The sequence below is a fragment of the Actinomycetospora sp. CA-101289 genome, from assembly GCF_050955895.1.
Classification (GTDB): Bacteria; Actinomycetota; Actinomycetes; order Mycobacteriales; family Pseudonocardiaceae; genus Actinomycetospora.
The window spans coordinates 1,006,424-1,021,040 of record NZ_CP192093.1; the positions used below are offsets into that span (position 1 = coordinate 1,006,424).

The window sequence follows — 14,617 nt, forward strand, 5'->3', positions numbered from 1 at the left end:
GGGAAGGGGGCGGGATGGGGCCGGGGCCGCCAACCCCCGAGTCGGCGACCCCGGCCAGGAACCGCTCGTCCGCTCCCCAGCGACAAGCGGTTGGTCCTCGAGGGGCCCACCCGGGAAGTGTCCGGGACGCGCTCCGCGCACCCCATGACACCTGTCACACATGGTGCCCGATGTCGGGCGGTGGCGGAAGGCCGGGTCGCCCCAACGGCGCAACGGGACCGCTCGACGGGACGGTCGACCCCGCCTCGACCGGGGCGTGAGGCGCCACATCGAGCCACTCCTGCATCACCCGTCCAGGAGCCAGACCTCGACGGGCTCGCCTGCGTCGACGTGCGTGGTCTGCTCGCCGACCACCAGGAGGCAGTCGGCGCGGGCCAGCGCGGCGAGCAGGTGCGAGCCCGCCGCGCCCACCGTCGAGACCGTCCCGGCGACCGCGTCGATGCGCCCGCGGCGGAACTGGCGCCGCCCGGCCGGCGAGTCGAGGGCCTCGGCGAGGCGGGCCCGCACCCGCGGCCGCGCCGGCTGCGGGTGGCCCGCGGCGGCGCGCAGGGCGGGGCGGACGAACACCTCGAACGACACCAGCGAGCTCACCGGGTTGCCCGGCAGCGTCACCACGGCGACGTCGCCGAGGGGGCCGGGATAGCGGCCGAGGCCCTGCGGCATCCCGGGCTGCATCGCCACCTTGGTGAACGTGACGCCCCGGTCGGTGAAGGCGTCCTTCACCACCTCGTACGCGCCGGCGCTGACCCCGCCCGAGGTGAGGACGAGGTCGACCGGGTCGTCGGGGTGCGCGGCCAGGGCGTCGTCGAGGGTGGCGGTGAACGCGGCCACGTCGTCGGGGACGAAGCGCAGGAGCTCGGCCGTGCCGCCCGCGTCGGTGACGGCGGCGGCGAGCATCGGGCCGTTCGACTCGTGGATCTGCCCGTGCGCGAGGGGCTCGCCGGGCGCGACCAGCTCGGAGCCGGTGGACAGCACGAGCACCCGGGGCCGGCGGCGCACCGGCAGCGCCCCGGCGCCGACGGCGGCGGCGAGCCCGAGCTGCGCGGGCCCGAGCAGCGTGCCGGTGGGCAGGACGACCGTCCCGGCCGTGACGTCCTCGCCGGCGCCCCGCACGTTCTGGCCGGCGGCGACGGCCCGGTCGACGCGCACCCGCTCGGTGCCGGCGTCGGTCCACTCGACCTGGACGACCGCGTCCGCGCCCTCGGGCAGCGGTGCGCCGGTCATGATCCGGTGCGCGGTGCCCAAGGCCAGCGGCGGACCGTCGGTGCGCCCGGCCGGGATGTCGGCGGCGACGGGCAGCGCGACGGGGACCTCGCCGAGGTCGGCGCTGCGCACCGCGTAGCCGTCCATCGCCGAGTTCGCGAACGGGGGCAGGGCGACGGGGGAGGCAAGGTCCTCGGCGAGCACCCGGCCCAGCGCGTCCGCCAGCGGCACCGTCTCCGCGGGGGTCGGGGAGAACAGGGCGGCGACGGCGGCGGCGTGCTCGTCCACCGGCCGCATCGCCGCGGGGTCGCCGTGGTCGTGGCCGTGTCCCTGCCCGTGCCCGTGTCCCGTCACGGCGCGCATCGTCCCGTCCGTCACGTGACCTCGCGATCGGGCCCCGCGATCCGGCCCGGTGGCGGCGCAGGGCGGCGTTAGGGTCTGCGGCGTGGCGGACCGGAACACGCAGGACCTGACCGGGCAGCGGCTCGGTCACTTCCGCGTGGACGGGGTGATCGGCCGCGGCGGCATGAGCGTGCTCTACCGCGCCACCGACACCCGCCTGGGCCGCCGCGTCGCGCTCAAGGTCATCGACGAGGCCCTGGCCGCCGACCGCGAGTTCCGCGAGCGCTTCGTCGACGAGGCCCGCAACACCTCGGCGATCGACCACTCCCACGTCGTCCCGCTCTACGACTTCGACGAGACCGACGGCCACCTCTACATCGCGATGCGCCACGTCGAGGGCCCCGACCTCGCCAGCATCATCGACGGGCGCCCGCTCACCGTGGCCCGCACGCTGCGCCTGCTCGGCCAGGTCGCCGACGCGCTGGACGCCGTGCACGCGCGGGGCCTCGTGCACCTCGACGTCAAGCCGGCCAACGTGCTGGTGACGACGCGCGAGTCGGCCGGCGAGCACGTCTACCTCGCCGACTTCGGCCTCACCCGCCGCGGCGCCACCGGCCACCGCACCTCGGGCGGCGACTTCCTCGGCTCGCCCACCTACGCCGCCCCCGAGCACCTGCGCGGCGAGCCCGTGGACGCGCGCACCGACGTCTACTCGCTGACCTGCGTGCTGTTCACCTGCCTCACCGGGCGCGCCCCGTACCTGGGATCGGTCACCGAGGTCATCGACGGCCACCTCGGCGGCGACGTGCCCTCCGTCGCGGAGCTCGCCGGGCTCGACCCCCGCATCGACGAGGTCGTGCACCGCGGCATGGACCCGGACCGCCCCCGGCGCCACGAGTCGGCGAGCGCGGTCATCCAGGCCGCCCGCGGCGCGCTCACCGGGCCGGGCCCCGCGCCGCTCGTGGGCCCCCCGCCCGCCCGGAGCGTCACCGGCCCGCCGTCCGGGCCGCTGCGTCCGCCGGGTGGGCCGGGGGGCGACGGGGCCGACCGGTCCGCCGCGTCGAACGGCACCGGGCCTCCCGCGGGCACCCCGCCCCGCGGCACACCGCCGCCCGGCCGCCCCGGGGGGCCCCCGCCGACCCCGCCGCGCGGCGCCCCAGGACCCGGGCGTCCCCCGTCGGGACCGCCCCGTCCCCCGGGTCCGCCGCCGGGACCTCCGGGCGCGCCGCCGCCCGGCCCGCTCACGCGGTCGTCGGTGGCGCCGCCGATGCGCCTGCGCGACCCCGTGCCGCCCGACCGCGACGGCTCGTTCGCCCGCGCCGGGGCCGGTCCCGGCCGGGTGCTCGTCATCGCCGGCGGGCTGGCTCTCCTGCTGCTCGTGGTCCTGCTCGTCCTGCTCCTGGGCTGATCCCGACACCCCGGGGGGTTCGGTTGCACTCCCTCGACCCGAGTGCCAGCATGGACTTGGCACTCGGTATCGTCGAGTGCCAGGTCGGGACGGTGAGGCCGGCGGAACGGAGCCGGCCGTCCGTCGCGGGCACCGGACCCCGGCCCAGCACGTCTCTCATCGGAGGACCCCCCGCATGGCCAAGATGATCGCGTTCGACGAAGAGGCCCGGCGTGGCCTCGAGCGGGGCATGAACACCCTCGCAGACGCCGTCAAGGTGACCCTCGGCCCGCGTGGCCGGAACGTCGTCCTGGAGAAGAAGTGGGGCGCCCCCACGATCACCAACGACGGCGTCTCGATCGCGAAGGAGATCGAGCTCGAGGACCCCTGGGAGAAGATCGGGGCCGAGCTGGTCAAGGAGGTCGCGAAGAAGACCGACGACGTCGCCGGTGACGGCACGACCACCGCGACCGTCCTCGCCCAGGCGCTCGTCCGCGAGGGCCTGCGCAACGTCGCGGCCGGCGCCAACCCGATGGCCCTGAAGAAGGGCATCGAGAAGGCCACCGAGGCCGTCTCCCAGCAGCTCCTGAAGTCGGCCAAGGAGGTCGAGACCAAGGAGCAGATCAGCGCCACCGCGTCGATCTCCGCCGGCGACTCGCAGATCGGCGAGCTCATCGCCGAGGCGATGGACAAGGTCGGCAAGGAAGGCGTCATCACCGTCGAGGAGTCGCAGACCTTCGGGCTCGAGCTCGAGCTCACCGAGGGCATGCGCTTCGACAAGGGCTACATCTCGCCCTACTTCGTCACCGACCAGGACCGGATGGAGGCGGAGCTCGACGACCCCTACATCCTGCTCATGTCCTCCAAGATTTCGTCGGTGAAGGACCTGCTCCCGCTGCTGGAGAAGGTCATGCAGTCCGGCAAGCCGCTGGCGATCATCTCGGAGGACGTCGAGGGCGAGGCCCTGGCCACCCTGGTCGTCAACAAGATCCGTGGCACCTTCAAGTCGGTCGCCGTCAAGGCCCCCGGCTTCGGTGACCGCCGCAAGGCGATGCTGGCCGACATGGCCATCCTCACCGGTGGCGAGGTCATCTCGGAGGAGGTCGGCCTCAAGCTCGACACCGCCGACCTGACCCTGCTGGGCCGCGCCCGCAAGGTCACCGTCTCCAAGGACGAGACCACCATCGTCGACGGTGCCGGCGAGCAGGACCAGATCCAGGGTCGCGTCACCCAGATCCGCTCGGAGATCGAGCGCAGCGACTCCGACTACGACCGCGAGAAGCTCCAGGAGCGCCTCGCGAAGCTGGCCGGCGGCGTCGCGGTGATCCGCGCCGGTGCCGCCACCGAGGTCGAGCTCAAGGAGCGCAAGCACCGCATCGAGGACGCGGTGCGCAACGCCAAGGCCGCGGTCGAGGAGGGCATCGTCGCCGGCGGCGGCGTCGCCCTGCTGCAGGCCTCGGTCGGCGACGTCTTCTCGGGCCTCGGGCTCGACGGGGACGAGGCCACCGGCGCCAACATCGTGCGCACCGCGCTCGAGGCGCCGCTGAAGCAGATCGCCCACAACGCCGGCCACGAGCCCGGCGTCGTGGCCGAGAAGGTCCGCGGTCTCGCGCTCGGTGAGGGCCTCGACGCCGCCACCGGCGAGTACAAGGACCTGATCGCCGCGGGCATCATCGACCCGGCCAAGGTCACCCGGTCGGCGCTGCAGAACGCCGCGTCGATCGCGGCGCTGTTCCTCACCACGGAGGCCGTGGTGGCGGACAAGCCGGAGAAGAACGGCGGCGGCGGGGGCGACCCCACCGGCGGCATGGGCGGCATGGACTTCTGATCCACGCCTGACTCAGCACGAAGGGCCGCACCCCTCAAGGGGTGCGGCCCTTCGTCGTTCCCGGGGTCGCGGGCGCTCAGCCTGGCGGGGTCAGGACGACGAGGAGGCGCTCTCGCTCTCGGTGTGCTCGTCGTCCTCGCCGATCTCGTCGCGGCGCTGGCGCTCGCGGTAGCCGTACGCGGCGCGCCGGACGGCGTCCTCGCTGTCGAGCCCCGAGCCCAGGGCGCCGGCGATGGTGGCCAGGCCGGTGGCGAGCCAGGCGAGCACGAGGTGGTCGCCGAACGTCGGTGGGCGGCCCAGGCTCGAGCCGAGGACCGACGGCTCGAGGAAGAACAGCGCGCCGAGCAGGGTGAGCACGTACACCGCGGCCGCCATGGTCAGGACGCCGAGGGACAGGGTGATCACGGTGGAGGCGTTGTAGAGGATCGTCTCCTCGCGCTCGCCGGGGTCGCGGGCCCGTTCCCAGAGGTGGTGGGCGCCGATGATCCAGGCGACCATCAGCGCGACGGCCACCAGCAGGGTCAGGATGAGCTTGCCGGTCGCGAGGCGGGTGGACAGCACCCAGGTCGTGGTGGAGGTGAGGGTCAGGTAGGCGCTGGTGCCCAGGACGGCGGCCAGTGCGGTGCGCATGCCCACCACGAGGCGCCAGGGCTGGTTGGTGCGCACCATGCCGGCGAGCAGGCGGGCCCGCCCGCGCCCCCGGGTCGTGACGTAGCGCCGGGTGTGCCGCCCCTGGTCGAGGTGGACGACGCGGACCGGCTGCAGGTGCTTCGCCGCCGCGCGTCCCAGGCGGCCGGGGTGGTGCTGCCCGCGCTCGAGGCCGGCGTCGGCGGTGCCGGTGAGGTCGGCGACCAGGCGCACGATCGCGTGGCGCACCTTGTGGTGCTGCAGGAACGGGCCGAACCCGGGCAGGGAGAGCCCGGCGACGCGGCGGTCGTGGTCGAGGTCGGCGAGGATCGGCTGCTGGCCGTGCTGCATCGGCAGGTCGGTGAGGTACACGCCGATGTCCCAGTCGGTGTCGGCGGTCTTGTCGGCGACCGCGCCGAGCACCTCCTCGGGGTCCTGCACCGACGCCGTCACGGGGTGGGTCATGGTGCGGACGTCCCAGTGGGTGTCCCCGTCGACGCGTTCCCCGAGGACGCCGGGCAGGGTGTCGACCAGCTTCGCGGCGACCTCGGCGGGGGTGTCGGGATCGGCCAGCAGGCCCACCACCACGGTGCGGCGCTCGTCCTGTGCGGACGGGTCCCTGCTGCGTCGTTGCTCGAGGTCGGTCATCGGCCCTCCTCGCCCGTGCTCGACCGCCTGGTGAACCCGGAGGGTGGCCGGCACGGCGCGGACGGCAAACCACGCCCGACGCGGTGATCACGGGCACCTCGTCGACGTCGGGCAGGTGCGCGCGGTGCACCCGGTGCCCGTGATCTCCGAGGACCCGCGCCCCGCGCGCCTTAGGCTGGGCCGGTGGCGACCGCCCCCGTGCCGCACGCCGTGTCCGCGCTCCCCGCGCCGGGCGAGGTGCCCGTCGACCTGCCGGACCTGCTCGGCCGGCTCGCCCGTCGCGACCCCGCGGTCACCGCCGTGCTGGACGCGACCCCGGACGGCGCCGTCCACCCGGTGACCCGCGGGGAGCTGTGGCGCCGCACCCGCGCCCTGGCCGAGGAGCTCCGCGAGCACGGCGTCGGCCCCGGCGACGCGGTGGCGGTGTGGATGCCGAACTGGAGCGACGCGATCGTGTGGCAGGCCGCGGCGGCGGCCCGCGGCGCGCACGTCGTCGGCGTCAACACCCGCTACGGGGTGGAGGAGGCCGCGCACGTCCTCGAGCGCGCCCGGCCGCGCCTGGTCGCGCTCGCCCAGGGCTTCCACGGGCTCGACCTGCTCGCCACGCTGCGCGACGCGGTGGCGCGGGCGGGCGTGGTCCCCGAGGTCGCCGTCATCACCGGTCCGGGCGGGCCGGCGCCCGAGCCGGAGACCTCCGACGTCGGCGCGGGCGCCTGGACCCCGCGGCGCGACGACGGCCCGGAGCCCGCGCCGTCGGACCCGACTGCGCTGGCGGTCGCGTTCACGACGTCGGGCTCCACGGGCCTGCCCAAGCTCGCTGCGCACACCGGCGCCGCCGTGCTCGCCCACGCCGTCGCCGACGCCGCGGTGCTCGGGCTGGGCGAGGGCGACGTGGTGCTCGGGGCGCTGCCGCTGTCCGGGGTGTTCGGCTACAACGCGGCGATGGCCGGGCTCGCGGCCGGCGCGGCGGTCCTGCTCGAGCCGACGTTCGACGCCGACCGCGTGCTCGACCACGTCGCGGCGCACCGGGTCACCCACCTGGCCAGCGGCGACGACCTCGTCCTGCGCCTGCGCGCGGCGTGGTCGGCACGGCCCCGCGACCTGTCGAGCTGGCGCTGGTGGGGTGTCGCCGACTTCCAGGGCCGGTCGCACGAGCTGGCGGCCTGGCTGGGCGAGTTCGGGACCCGTGTCGCCGGCGTCTACGGCTCGTCGGAGGTCTTCGCCCTCACCGCGACCTGGCCCGACGACGAGCCCGCGCCCGCGTGCCTCGCCGGCGGCGGGCGCGTGGTGCACCCGGACATCGCGGTCCGGGTCGTCGACCCCGACACCGAGGCCGTCCGGGAGCCCGGCCAGGAGGGCGAGCTGCAGTTCCGCGGGCCCGCCGTGGTCGACGCCTACCTGGGCGCCGAGGTGCCCGACGCGTTCACCGCCGACGGCTGGTTCCGTTCGGGCGACCTCGGCGTGCTCGTCGACGAGGGCGCGTTCGTCTACGTCTGCCGCCGGGGGGACGCGCTGCGCCTGCGCGGATTCCTCGTCGACCCCGCCGAGATCGAGCGCCGGCTGGCCGCCCACCCCGACGTCGCGACGGCCAAGGTCGTCGGGGTGCCCGACGCGGACGGGGCGACGCGCGCGGTCGGGTTCGTCGTCGCGACGGCGGGGAGCGCGCCCGCGGGGGAGGATCTGGCGCGGTGGTGCCGGGAGGTCCTGGCGGGGTTCAAGGTGCCGGCGGCGGTGCACGTCGTCGACGCCATGCCGACGACGTCGGGCACCAACGGCACCAAGATCAAGGCCGCGACGCTGCGCCAGTGGGCGGTCGAGAGGGGATGAGGCGGTGCGGGGCGTGTACCTGCCCGGCGGACGCCGGGTCGACCTGCGCGAGGTGCCCGACCCCGAGCCGGGCCCGGGCCAGGTCGTCGTCGGCGTGCGCGCGTCCACGATCTGCGGCAGCGACCTGCGGGCGATCTACCGCGAGCACCTCGGCGAGGGGCCCGAGGCCTACCGGGACGTGATCGGCGGGCACGAGCCGTGCGGGCAGGTCGTCGCCGTCGGGCCGGACGTGGCGCGGGTGCGCCCCGGCGACCGCGTCGTCGTCCACCACATCAGCGGCTGCGGGCAGTGCGACGAGTGCCGGCGCGGCTACCAGATCAGCTGCACCTCGCCGCGGCGTGCGGCCTACGGCTGGCAGCGGGACGGCGGGCACGCCGACCTCCTGCTGGCCGAGGAGCGCGACCTCCTCGTCCTGCCCGACGCCCTGACCTTCCTCGACGGCGCGTGCGTGGCCTGCGGGTTCGCCACCGCCTACGAGGCGCTGTGCCGGGTGGCGCTGGCGGGCGGCGAGCAGGTCCTCGTCACCGGGCTCGGCCCGGTCGGACTGGCCGTGGGGATGCTGGCGTCGGCGATGGGCTCGCCGTGGGTGGTCGGCACCGACCCGTCGCCGGAGCGCCGCGCGCTGGCCCGCGACCTCGGCGCCGTGGACGCCGCGGTGGAGTCCGACGACGGTGTGGACGGGGATCTGGACGACCTGCTCGGCGACGGCGCCGAGGTCACCGTCGACTGCTCCGGGGTCGGCGCCGCCCAGCTCACCGCGCTGCGCCACACCCGTCGGCACGGCCGCTGCGCCCTGGTCGGCGAGGGGGCGACGCTGACCGTCGACGTGAGCGAGGTCCTCATCCACCGCCAGCTCACCGTCCACGGCTCCTGGGTGGCGCCCACGTGGCGGATGGCCGAGCTCCTCGAGCGCCTCGTGCGCTGGGACCTGCACCCGGAGCGCGTGGTCACCGACCGGTTCGCGCTCGCCGACGCCGCGCGCGCCTACGAGGTGGCCGACGCCGGCGCGCGCGGGAAGGTCGCGATCACCGCCGAATAGCCCGGATGCCCGGTTCCTGTACCGGGAGCGCCCGGTCGCCTACGGTGCGTCGCACGGGGGCGAGCGGGAGGAGCACGGATGAGTCAGGTGTCCGATCCGACGAGTACCGAGCGCCACCGGTTGCCGGTGCGCACGCTCGTCGCGGCGAGCATCGGCAACGCGGTCGAGTGGTTCGACTGGACGATCTACGCGACGTTCGCCGTCTACTTCTCCTCGCAGTTCTTCGACAAGAGCAACCCGACGCTCGCGCTCATCGGCACGACGAGCACGTACGCGCTCGCGTTCTTCTTCCGTCCGCTGGGCGGGGTGATCCTCGGGCGGCTCGCCGACCTGCGCGGACGCAAGTTCGCCATGCTCGTGACGATCATGCTGATGGCGGGCGGCTCGCTGCTCATCGCCGTGCTGCCGACCTACTCGGTGGTCGGCTGGCTCGCGCCGATCCTGCTGCTGCTCGCCCGTATCGCGCAGGGGCTCTCGCTCGGGGGCGAGGTCTCCAACGCCAGCGCCTACCTCGCCGAGATCGCCCCGCCGGCGCGCCGCGGGCGCTACTCGAGCTTCTTCTACATCTCCACGGGCACGGCGCTGCTGGCCGCGTCGCTGCTCGGCCTGCTGCTCACCACACAGCTCGACCGTCCCGAGCTCGAGTCGTACGGGTGGCGCATCGCGTTCGCCGTGGGCGGCGTGCTGGGCATCGTCGGGCTCTGGCTGCGCCGCACCCTGGTCGAGACCGAGCAGTTCGAGGAGAACGTCGAGAAGGCGCGGAGCACCAAGAACCCGCTGCTCCGGACGCTCACGCACTACCCGCGCTCGGTGCTGCAGCTCTTCGGGTTCACGCTGCTCTCGACGCTGTGCTACTACACGTTCTTCAGCGCGCTGACGCCGTTCGCGGTGCAGTTCCGGGGTGCCCCCGGGAGCGACGTGTTCCTCGCCCTCTCGATCGGCACCGTCGTCTTCATCGTCCTGCAGTACCCGATGGGTGCCCTCGCGGACAGGTTCGGCCGCAAACCGCAGATGCTCGTGTGGTCGGCGGCGTTCACCGTGCTCACGGTGCCCCTGAGCCTGCTGATCACCGATCGACCGCCGCTGATCAACCTGATCATCGTGTTCTCGGTCGGGCTGGGGCTCTACGCGGTGTTCTCCTCCATCGCGCCCGCGATCATGAGCGAGATCTTCCCGACCGAGCTCCGCGCCCTGGGCATCGGTGCCTGGTACAACCTCACGGTCGCGATCTTCGGTGGCACCGCGCCCCTGTTGATCGCGGCGCTGTCGAGCGCGGGGCGGCCCGACCTCTTCTTCTGGTACGTCTCCGCCGGCGCGCTGATCGCCTTCGTCATCATCCTGACGCTGCCCGAGACCAAGGGCCGCGAGCTGACGTAGGGGACGAACCGGGCGGGTGGTGGCACGCTGGGGGACATGGCGCTGCTCCGGACCCTGCTCAACCTCGTCTGGCTCGTGCTGGCGGGGGTGTGGATGGCCCTGGGCTACGTCGTCGCGGGCGTGATCTGCTGCGTCCTCATCATCACGATCCCGTGGGGCATCGCCTCGTTCCGCATCGCCCTGTTCGCGCTGTGGCCGTTCGGCAGCCGGATCGAGCGCCGGGGCGACGCGGGCCTGGGCTCGACGCTGGGCAACATCGTCTGGTTCGTCGTCGCGGGCTGGTGGCTGGCGCTCGGGCACGTCGTGACGGCGATCGCGCTGGCCATCACGATCGTCGGCATCCCCTTCGCCTGGGCGAACCTCAAGCTCATCCCGGTCTCGCTGACGCCGCTGGGCCGCCGCATCGTCGACACCGAGGACGCGGCGGCCTTCGCGGTCGGTGACCACCGCACCCCGGCGCCGACGCGCCGGTGATCGAAGTACCGATACGGACGTCCAGTGTCAGCGACGCCACTTCGCTGACATCTCGGGCTGGTCGTACCGCCGCCGGATGCTCGAGCCGCGGCGGGTGACGTCGACGCCGTAGACGTGCAGCGAGATCGTCGTGCCCGGCCCGGTGCTGGTCACCCGGTGGATGTCGCCGGGCGGCAGCAGCCCGGTGACGGTGCCGGGCCCGGCGACGTCCTCGCCGGTGGCGACGAGCCGGCCGCCGTCGAGGCGGTAGCGCGTCTCGTGCTCCTCGCCGCTGTGCACGCCGACCACGCACCACGAGAGGTGGTCGTGGACCGGGGTGCTCTGCCCCGGCAGCCACACCAGCGCGACCAGGGAGAACGCGCCGTCGCCCGCGACGTGCAGCACGTGCTGGCGGTAGTGGGCCGGGTCGCCGACGCACTGCGCCGGCGTGAGCAATCGTGGATCGCCGAGGTGCGGGGCCAGGGCGTGGCCGACGGCGTCGACGCGCGCGAGGCCCGGCGCGGTGTCGCGGACGGCGGCGTCGAGGGCGGTGGTGAGGGCGGTCAGGCCGGTGGTGAGGGTCGTGGTCATCGGTGGCTCCAGGGGGTGTCGGGTCGTGCTCAGGCGACGGCGGCGAGCGGGGTGGCGGGGCGCAGGGCGGCGGTGAGGGTGACCACGTGGCCGGCGGTCTCCACGGCGATCACCGGGAGCACGGAGGCGACGAGGACGCGCACGCCGACGTTCTCGGCGAGCACGTCGGCGACGAGGCGCGAGTAGCCCTGCGCCCGGCCTCGCGAGGCGACCGCGGTGAGCAGCCGGCGTCCGACGCCGCGTCCCTGCCAGGCGTCGACGACCTCGATGGCCAGCTCGACCTCACGGAGGCCCGTCGACATGAGCCGCGCGATCCCGACCGGGGTTCCGTCGGGGGCGAAGGCGGCGACGGCGAGGTGGCGCCGGCCGTCGACGGCGGCGAGCTTGCGCCGCACCGCCCCGGTCATGCGCGGGGTGGCGCCGTGGAAGCGCAGGTAGCGGCTGTGCGCCGACAGGCCGGCGAACACCGCGTCGAGCACAGCGGTCTCGCCGTGCCCCAGCTCGCGCAGGGTCACCGTCGGCGGGCTGCCGCGGTGCCGGGACCTCGCTGTCGCGCTGGTCGGGTGGGTCGGGGTGGTCGGGGCGGGGAAGTCGATGACGGTCATGGAGCGAGGGTGCGGCGCGAGGGGTCGTCACCTCGTCGGTGAGCGCTCCCCATCTCGCGGCGCGCCGTTCCCCATGTCGCGGTGCACGGCCGATCGGCGGTTCTCGCCGCCCCGGACCGTCCCTAGCGTGGTGGGGCCTGCCACCCGCGGAGGACCCCGTGACCGCCCCGCCCGACACCGCCGACCTCGCCGACCGCCTCATGGGCCTGTGGTCGACGCCGCTGCCCGAGGACGACGCCGAGGCGCTGCGGGCCTTCGCCGCCGTCTACACCGACCCGGTCGAGCTCAACGGGACGACGACGGCCCTCACCGACCTCGTCGCCCGCGCGCGGCGGACGCAGGCGGCCTACAGCGGCATGCACCACCACCTGCTCGACCGGGTCGACGCGCCCGGCCGGCTCGTGATCGCGTTCCGGCTGCGCGGGACGCACACCGGCCCCGCCCCGACGGCGCTGGGCGACGTCCCGGCCACGGGCCGGCCCGTCGACGTCCGCGTGATCGACGTGCTGACGCTGACCGGGGACCGGATCAGCGGCATCGTCATGGTCGCCGACGAGCTCGGGCTCCTCCACGGCCTCGGCGCGGTCGCGCTGACGACCGCCTAGCTCGACGGGTCGGGCCTCTCCGACTCCGGCTCGCCCTCGCTCTCGACGTCCGGGATCACCGGACCGAGCAGGTCGTCGGCGTCGACGATCCGGTAGGCGTAGCCCTGCTCGGCGAGGAAGCGCTGGCGGTGCGCGGCGTACTCCGCGTCGACCGAGTCGCGGGCCACCACGGAGTAGAAGTGCGCCTGGCGACCGTCGCCCTTGGGTCGCAGGATGCGGCCGAGGCGCTGGGCCTCCTCCTGTCGGGACCCGAACGTCCCCGACACCTGGATCGCGACCGAGGCGTCGGGCAGGTCGATGGAGAAGTTCGCGACCTTCGACACGACCAGCACAGGGATCTCCCCGCGCCGGAACTGGTCGAACAGGGACTCGCGCTCCTTGTTCTTCGTCGAGCCCTGGATCACCGGGGCGTCGAGCGCGACGCCGAGCTCGTCGAGCTGGTCGAGGTAGGCGCCGATGACCAGCGCGGGCTCGCCGCGGTGGCGCTCGAGGATGCTCTTGACCACCGGGATCTTGGTGCGCGCGCAGGCGCAGAGCCGGTAGCGCTCCTCGGCCTCGGCGGTGGCGTAGATGATCCGCTCGTTGTCGGTCATGGTCACGCGGACCTCGACGCAGTCGGCGGGCGCCACCCAGCCCTGGGACTCGATGTCGCGCCACGGCGCGTCGTAGCGCTTGGGCCCGATGAGCGAGAAGACGTCGCCCTCGCGGCCGTCCTCGCGCACCAGCGTCGCGGTGAGCCCGAGGCGGCGGCGCGACTGGAGGTCCGAGGTCATGCGGAACACCGGCGCGGGCAGCAGGTGGACCTCGTCGTAGATGATCAGCCCCCAGTCGCGGGAGTCGAACAGCTCCAGCGCCCGGTACTCGCCCTTGGTCTTGCGGGTCATCACCTGGTAGGTCGCGATGGTGACGGGGCGGATCTCCTTGCGCTCCCCGGAGTACTCGCCGATCTCCTCCTCGGTGAGCGACGTGCGCGCGATCAGCTCGCGCTTCCACTGCCGCCCGGCCACCGTGTTGGTGACGAGGATCAGCGTCGTGGCCCCGGCCCGCGCCATCGCCGCGGCGCCCACCAGCGTCTTGCCGGCCCCGCAGGGCAGCACGACCACGCCCGAGCCGCCGTGCCAGAAGCCCTCGACGGCGTCGGCCTGGTAGTCGCGCAGCTCCCAGTCGGACTGGTCGAGCTCGATGGCGTGCGCCTCGCCGTCGACGTAGCCCGCGAGGTCCTCGGCGGGCCAGCCGACCTTGAGCAGCGCCTGCTTGAGCCGCCCGCGCTCCGACGGGTGCACCACGACGGTGTCGTCGTCGATGCGGTCGCCGATCATCGGGCTGATCTTCTTGTTGCGCAGGACCTCCTCGAGCACGGCACGGTCGTTGGAGATCATGACCAGGCCGTGGACCGGGGAGTTCGTCAGCTGCAGGCGCCCGTAGCGGCCCATCGTGTCGACGACGTCGACGAGCAGCGCCTGGGGCACCGCGTAGCGGCTGTACTGCACGAGCGCGTCCACGACCTGCTCGGCGTCGTGGCCCGCGGCGCGGGCGTTCCACAGCGCGAGCGGGGTGACGCGGTAGGTGTGGACGTGCTCGGGGGCGCGCTCGAGCTCGGCGAACGGCGCGATCGCCTGACGAGCGGCGGGGGCGGCCTCGTGGTCGACCTCCAGCAGCAGGGTCTTGTCGGACTGCACGATGAGCGGTCCGTTGCCGGGCTGGCTCAACCTCTCGACCTCCGGGCACATCGACGGGTGGTCCGTCCCATTCTCCCCCGTCGGCGGGGCGCGCCGTCGACCGGAGCGGGGACACCGCTCGGGGAGCGTCCCGGCGGTGCCGGACATTCCCGGGCGCACGGCGGATACAGTGGCCCCGCTCGACCCCGCCCACGATGGGTGACGGCCCGACTCGTCGGCGTCACCCGCGCCGACGCCAGGGACGCCTGACCACGCTGATGCTCTCGACCGACCTGCTCCCCGACCATGCTGACCGCGGGTACCCGCGCGCCAGCGCGGCGTCACCCACGTGCCGCGGTCCGGTGCGGTCGGTCGCGACCATAGACCATGACTGGTCACCCAGCGTCGACCAGGGACGTGTTCGGCG

General features: G+C 74.4%; 12 protein-coding genes. 7 read left to right on the plus strand and 5 right to left on the minus strand.

Annotated features, from left to right (window positions below; genetic code table 11):
* Nucleotides 1-285: 285 nt before the first annotated feature.
* Nucleotides 286-1,500 (minus strand): molybdopterin molybdotransferase MoeA, encoded by a 1,215-nt coding sequence (gene moeA / locus ACQPX6_RS05035; RefSeq protein WP_433788192.1) that lies wholly within the window; start codon nt 1,498-1,500, stop codon nt 286-288.
* A 148-nt stretch (nt 1,501-1,648) separates the two neighbouring features.
* Between moeA and ACQPX6_RS05040 the strand changes: the two genes are divergently transcribed.
* Nucleotides 1,649-2,953 carry a serine/threonine-protein kinase gene (locus tag ACQPX6_RS05040; protein ID WP_433785876.1) on the plus strand — a complete coding sequence of 435 codons (1,305 nt, stop codon included), beginning with the start codon at nt 1,649-1,651 and terminating at the stop codon, nt 2,951-2,953.
* Nucleotides 2,954-3,128: 175 nt separating this feature from the next.
* Nucleotides 3,129-4,760 carry a chaperonin GroEL gene (groL, locus tag ACQPX6_RS05045; protein WP_433785878.1) on the plus strand — a complete coding sequence of 544 codons (1,632 nt, stop codon included), beginning with the start codon at nt 3,129-3,131 and terminating at the stop codon, nt 4,758-4,760.
* Between the two features lie 90 nt (nt 4,761-4,850).
* Here groL and ACQPX6_RS05050 read toward each other — a convergent pair whose 3' ends face one another.
* Nucleotides 4,851-6,035, minus strand: a complete 1,185-nt coding sequence (locus ACQPX6_RS05050) for a hypothetical protein (protein ID WP_433785879.1) — start codon at nt 6,033-6,035, stop codon at nt 4,851-4,853.
* Nucleotides 6,036-6,218: 183 nt separating this feature from the next.
* Between ACQPX6_RS05050 and ACQPX6_RS05055 the strand changes: the two genes are divergently transcribed.
* The 4 genes from ACQPX6_RS05055 to ACQPX6_RS05070 all read left to right on the plus strand — a co-directional run bounded on the left by ACQPX6_RS05055 (nt 6,219) and on the right by ACQPX6_RS05070 (nt 10,752).
* Nucleotides 6,219-7,862, plus strand: coding sequence for an AMP-binding protein (locus ACQPX6_RS05055; protein WP_433785881.1), 1,644 nt, complete (start codon nt 6,219-6,221; stop codon nt 7,860-7,862).
* A 4-nt stretch (nt 7,863-7,866) separates the two neighbouring features.
* Nucleotides 7,867-8,901, plus strand: a complete 1,035-nt coding sequence (locus ACQPX6_RS05060; RefSeq protein WP_433785883.1) for a zinc-dependent alcohol dehydrogenase family protein — start codon at nt 7,867-7,869, stop codon at nt 8,899-8,901.
* Nucleotides 8,902-8,979: 78 nt separating this feature from the next.
* Nucleotides 8,980-10,278, plus strand: coding sequence for an MFS transporter (locus tag ACQPX6_RS05065; RefSeq protein WP_433785884.1), 1,299 nt, complete (start codon nt 8,980-8,982; stop codon nt 10,276-10,278).
* A 36-nt stretch (nt 10,279-10,314) separates the two neighbouring features.
* The gene (locus ACQPX6_RS05070; protein ID WP_433785885.1) at nt 10,315-10,752 is read left to right on the plus strand and encodes a YccF domain-containing protein; all 438 of its coding nucleotides are present in this window, start codon (nt 10,315-10,317) and stop codon (nt 10,750-10,752) included.
* A 27-nt stretch (nt 10,753-10,779) separates the two neighbouring features.
* Here ACQPX6_RS05070 and ACQPX6_RS05075 read toward each other — a convergent pair whose 3' ends face one another.
* Complete coding sequence (locus ACQPX6_RS05075) at nt 10,780-11,322, minus strand: hypothetical protein (RefSeq protein ID WP_433785886.1); 543 nt, start codon at nt 11,320-11,322, stop codon at nt 10,780-10,782.
* A 29-nt stretch (nt 11,323-11,351) separates the two neighbouring features.
* The gene (locus ACQPX6_RS05080) at nt 11,352-11,927 is read right to left on the minus strand and encodes an N-acetyltransferase family protein (protein ID WP_433785888.1); all 576 of its coding nucleotides are present in this window, start codon (nt 11,925-11,927) and stop codon (nt 11,352-11,354) included.
* Nucleotides 11,928-12,085: 158 nt separating this feature from the next.
* On the opposite strand from ACQPX6_RS05080, the gene ACQPX6_RS05085 reads away from it, so the two are divergent.
* Nucleotides 12,086-12,532 (plus strand): ester cyclase, encoded by a 447-nt coding sequence (locus tag ACQPX6_RS05085; RefSeq protein WP_433785890.1) that lies wholly within the window; start codon nt 12,086-12,088, stop codon nt 12,530-12,532.
* Here the strand turns inward: ACQPX6_RS05085 and ACQPX6_RS05090 are convergent.
* A complete protein-coding gene (locus ACQPX6_RS05090) occupies nt 12,529-14,241 on the minus strand; it encodes a DNA repair helicase XPB (protein WP_433785892.1) in 1,713 nt (570 codons plus the stop codon). The genes ACQPX6_RS05085 and ACQPX6_RS05090 overlap by 4 nt on opposite strands.
* Nucleotides 14,242-14,617 lie beyond the last annotated feature (376 nt).

Excerpts from the sequence above, each read along its gene's own strand:
- ACQPX6_RS05075 (WP_433785886.1), bottom strand. The coding sequence starts at position 11,322 with ATGACCACGACCCTCACCACCGGCCTGACCGCCCTCACCACCGCCCTC.
- ACQPX6_RS05050 (WP_433785879.1), bottom strand. The coding sequence starts at position 6,035 with ATGACCGACCTCGAGCAACGACGCAGCAGGGACCCGTCCGCACAGGAC.
- moeA (WP_433788192.1), bottom strand. The coding sequence starts at position 1,500 with ATGCGGCCGGTGGACGAGCACGCCGCCGCCGTCGCCGCCCTGTTCTCC.
- groL (WP_433785878.1), top strand. The coding sequence starts at position 3,129 with ATGGCCAAGATGATCGCGTTCGACGAAGAGGCCCGGCGTGGCCTCGAG.
- ACQPX6_RS05065 (WP_433785884.1), top strand. The coding sequence starts at position 8,980 with ATGAGTCAGGTGTCCGATCCGACGAGTACCGAGCGCCACCGGTTGCCG.
- ACQPX6_RS05080 (WP_433785888.1), bottom strand. The coding sequence starts at position 11,927 with ATGACCGTCATCGACTTCCCCGCCCCGACCACCCCGACCCACCCGACC.
- ACQPX6_RS05070 (WP_433785885.1), top strand. The coding sequence starts at position 10,315 with ATGGCGCTGCTCCGGACCCTGCTCAACCTCGTCTGGCTCGTGCTGGCG.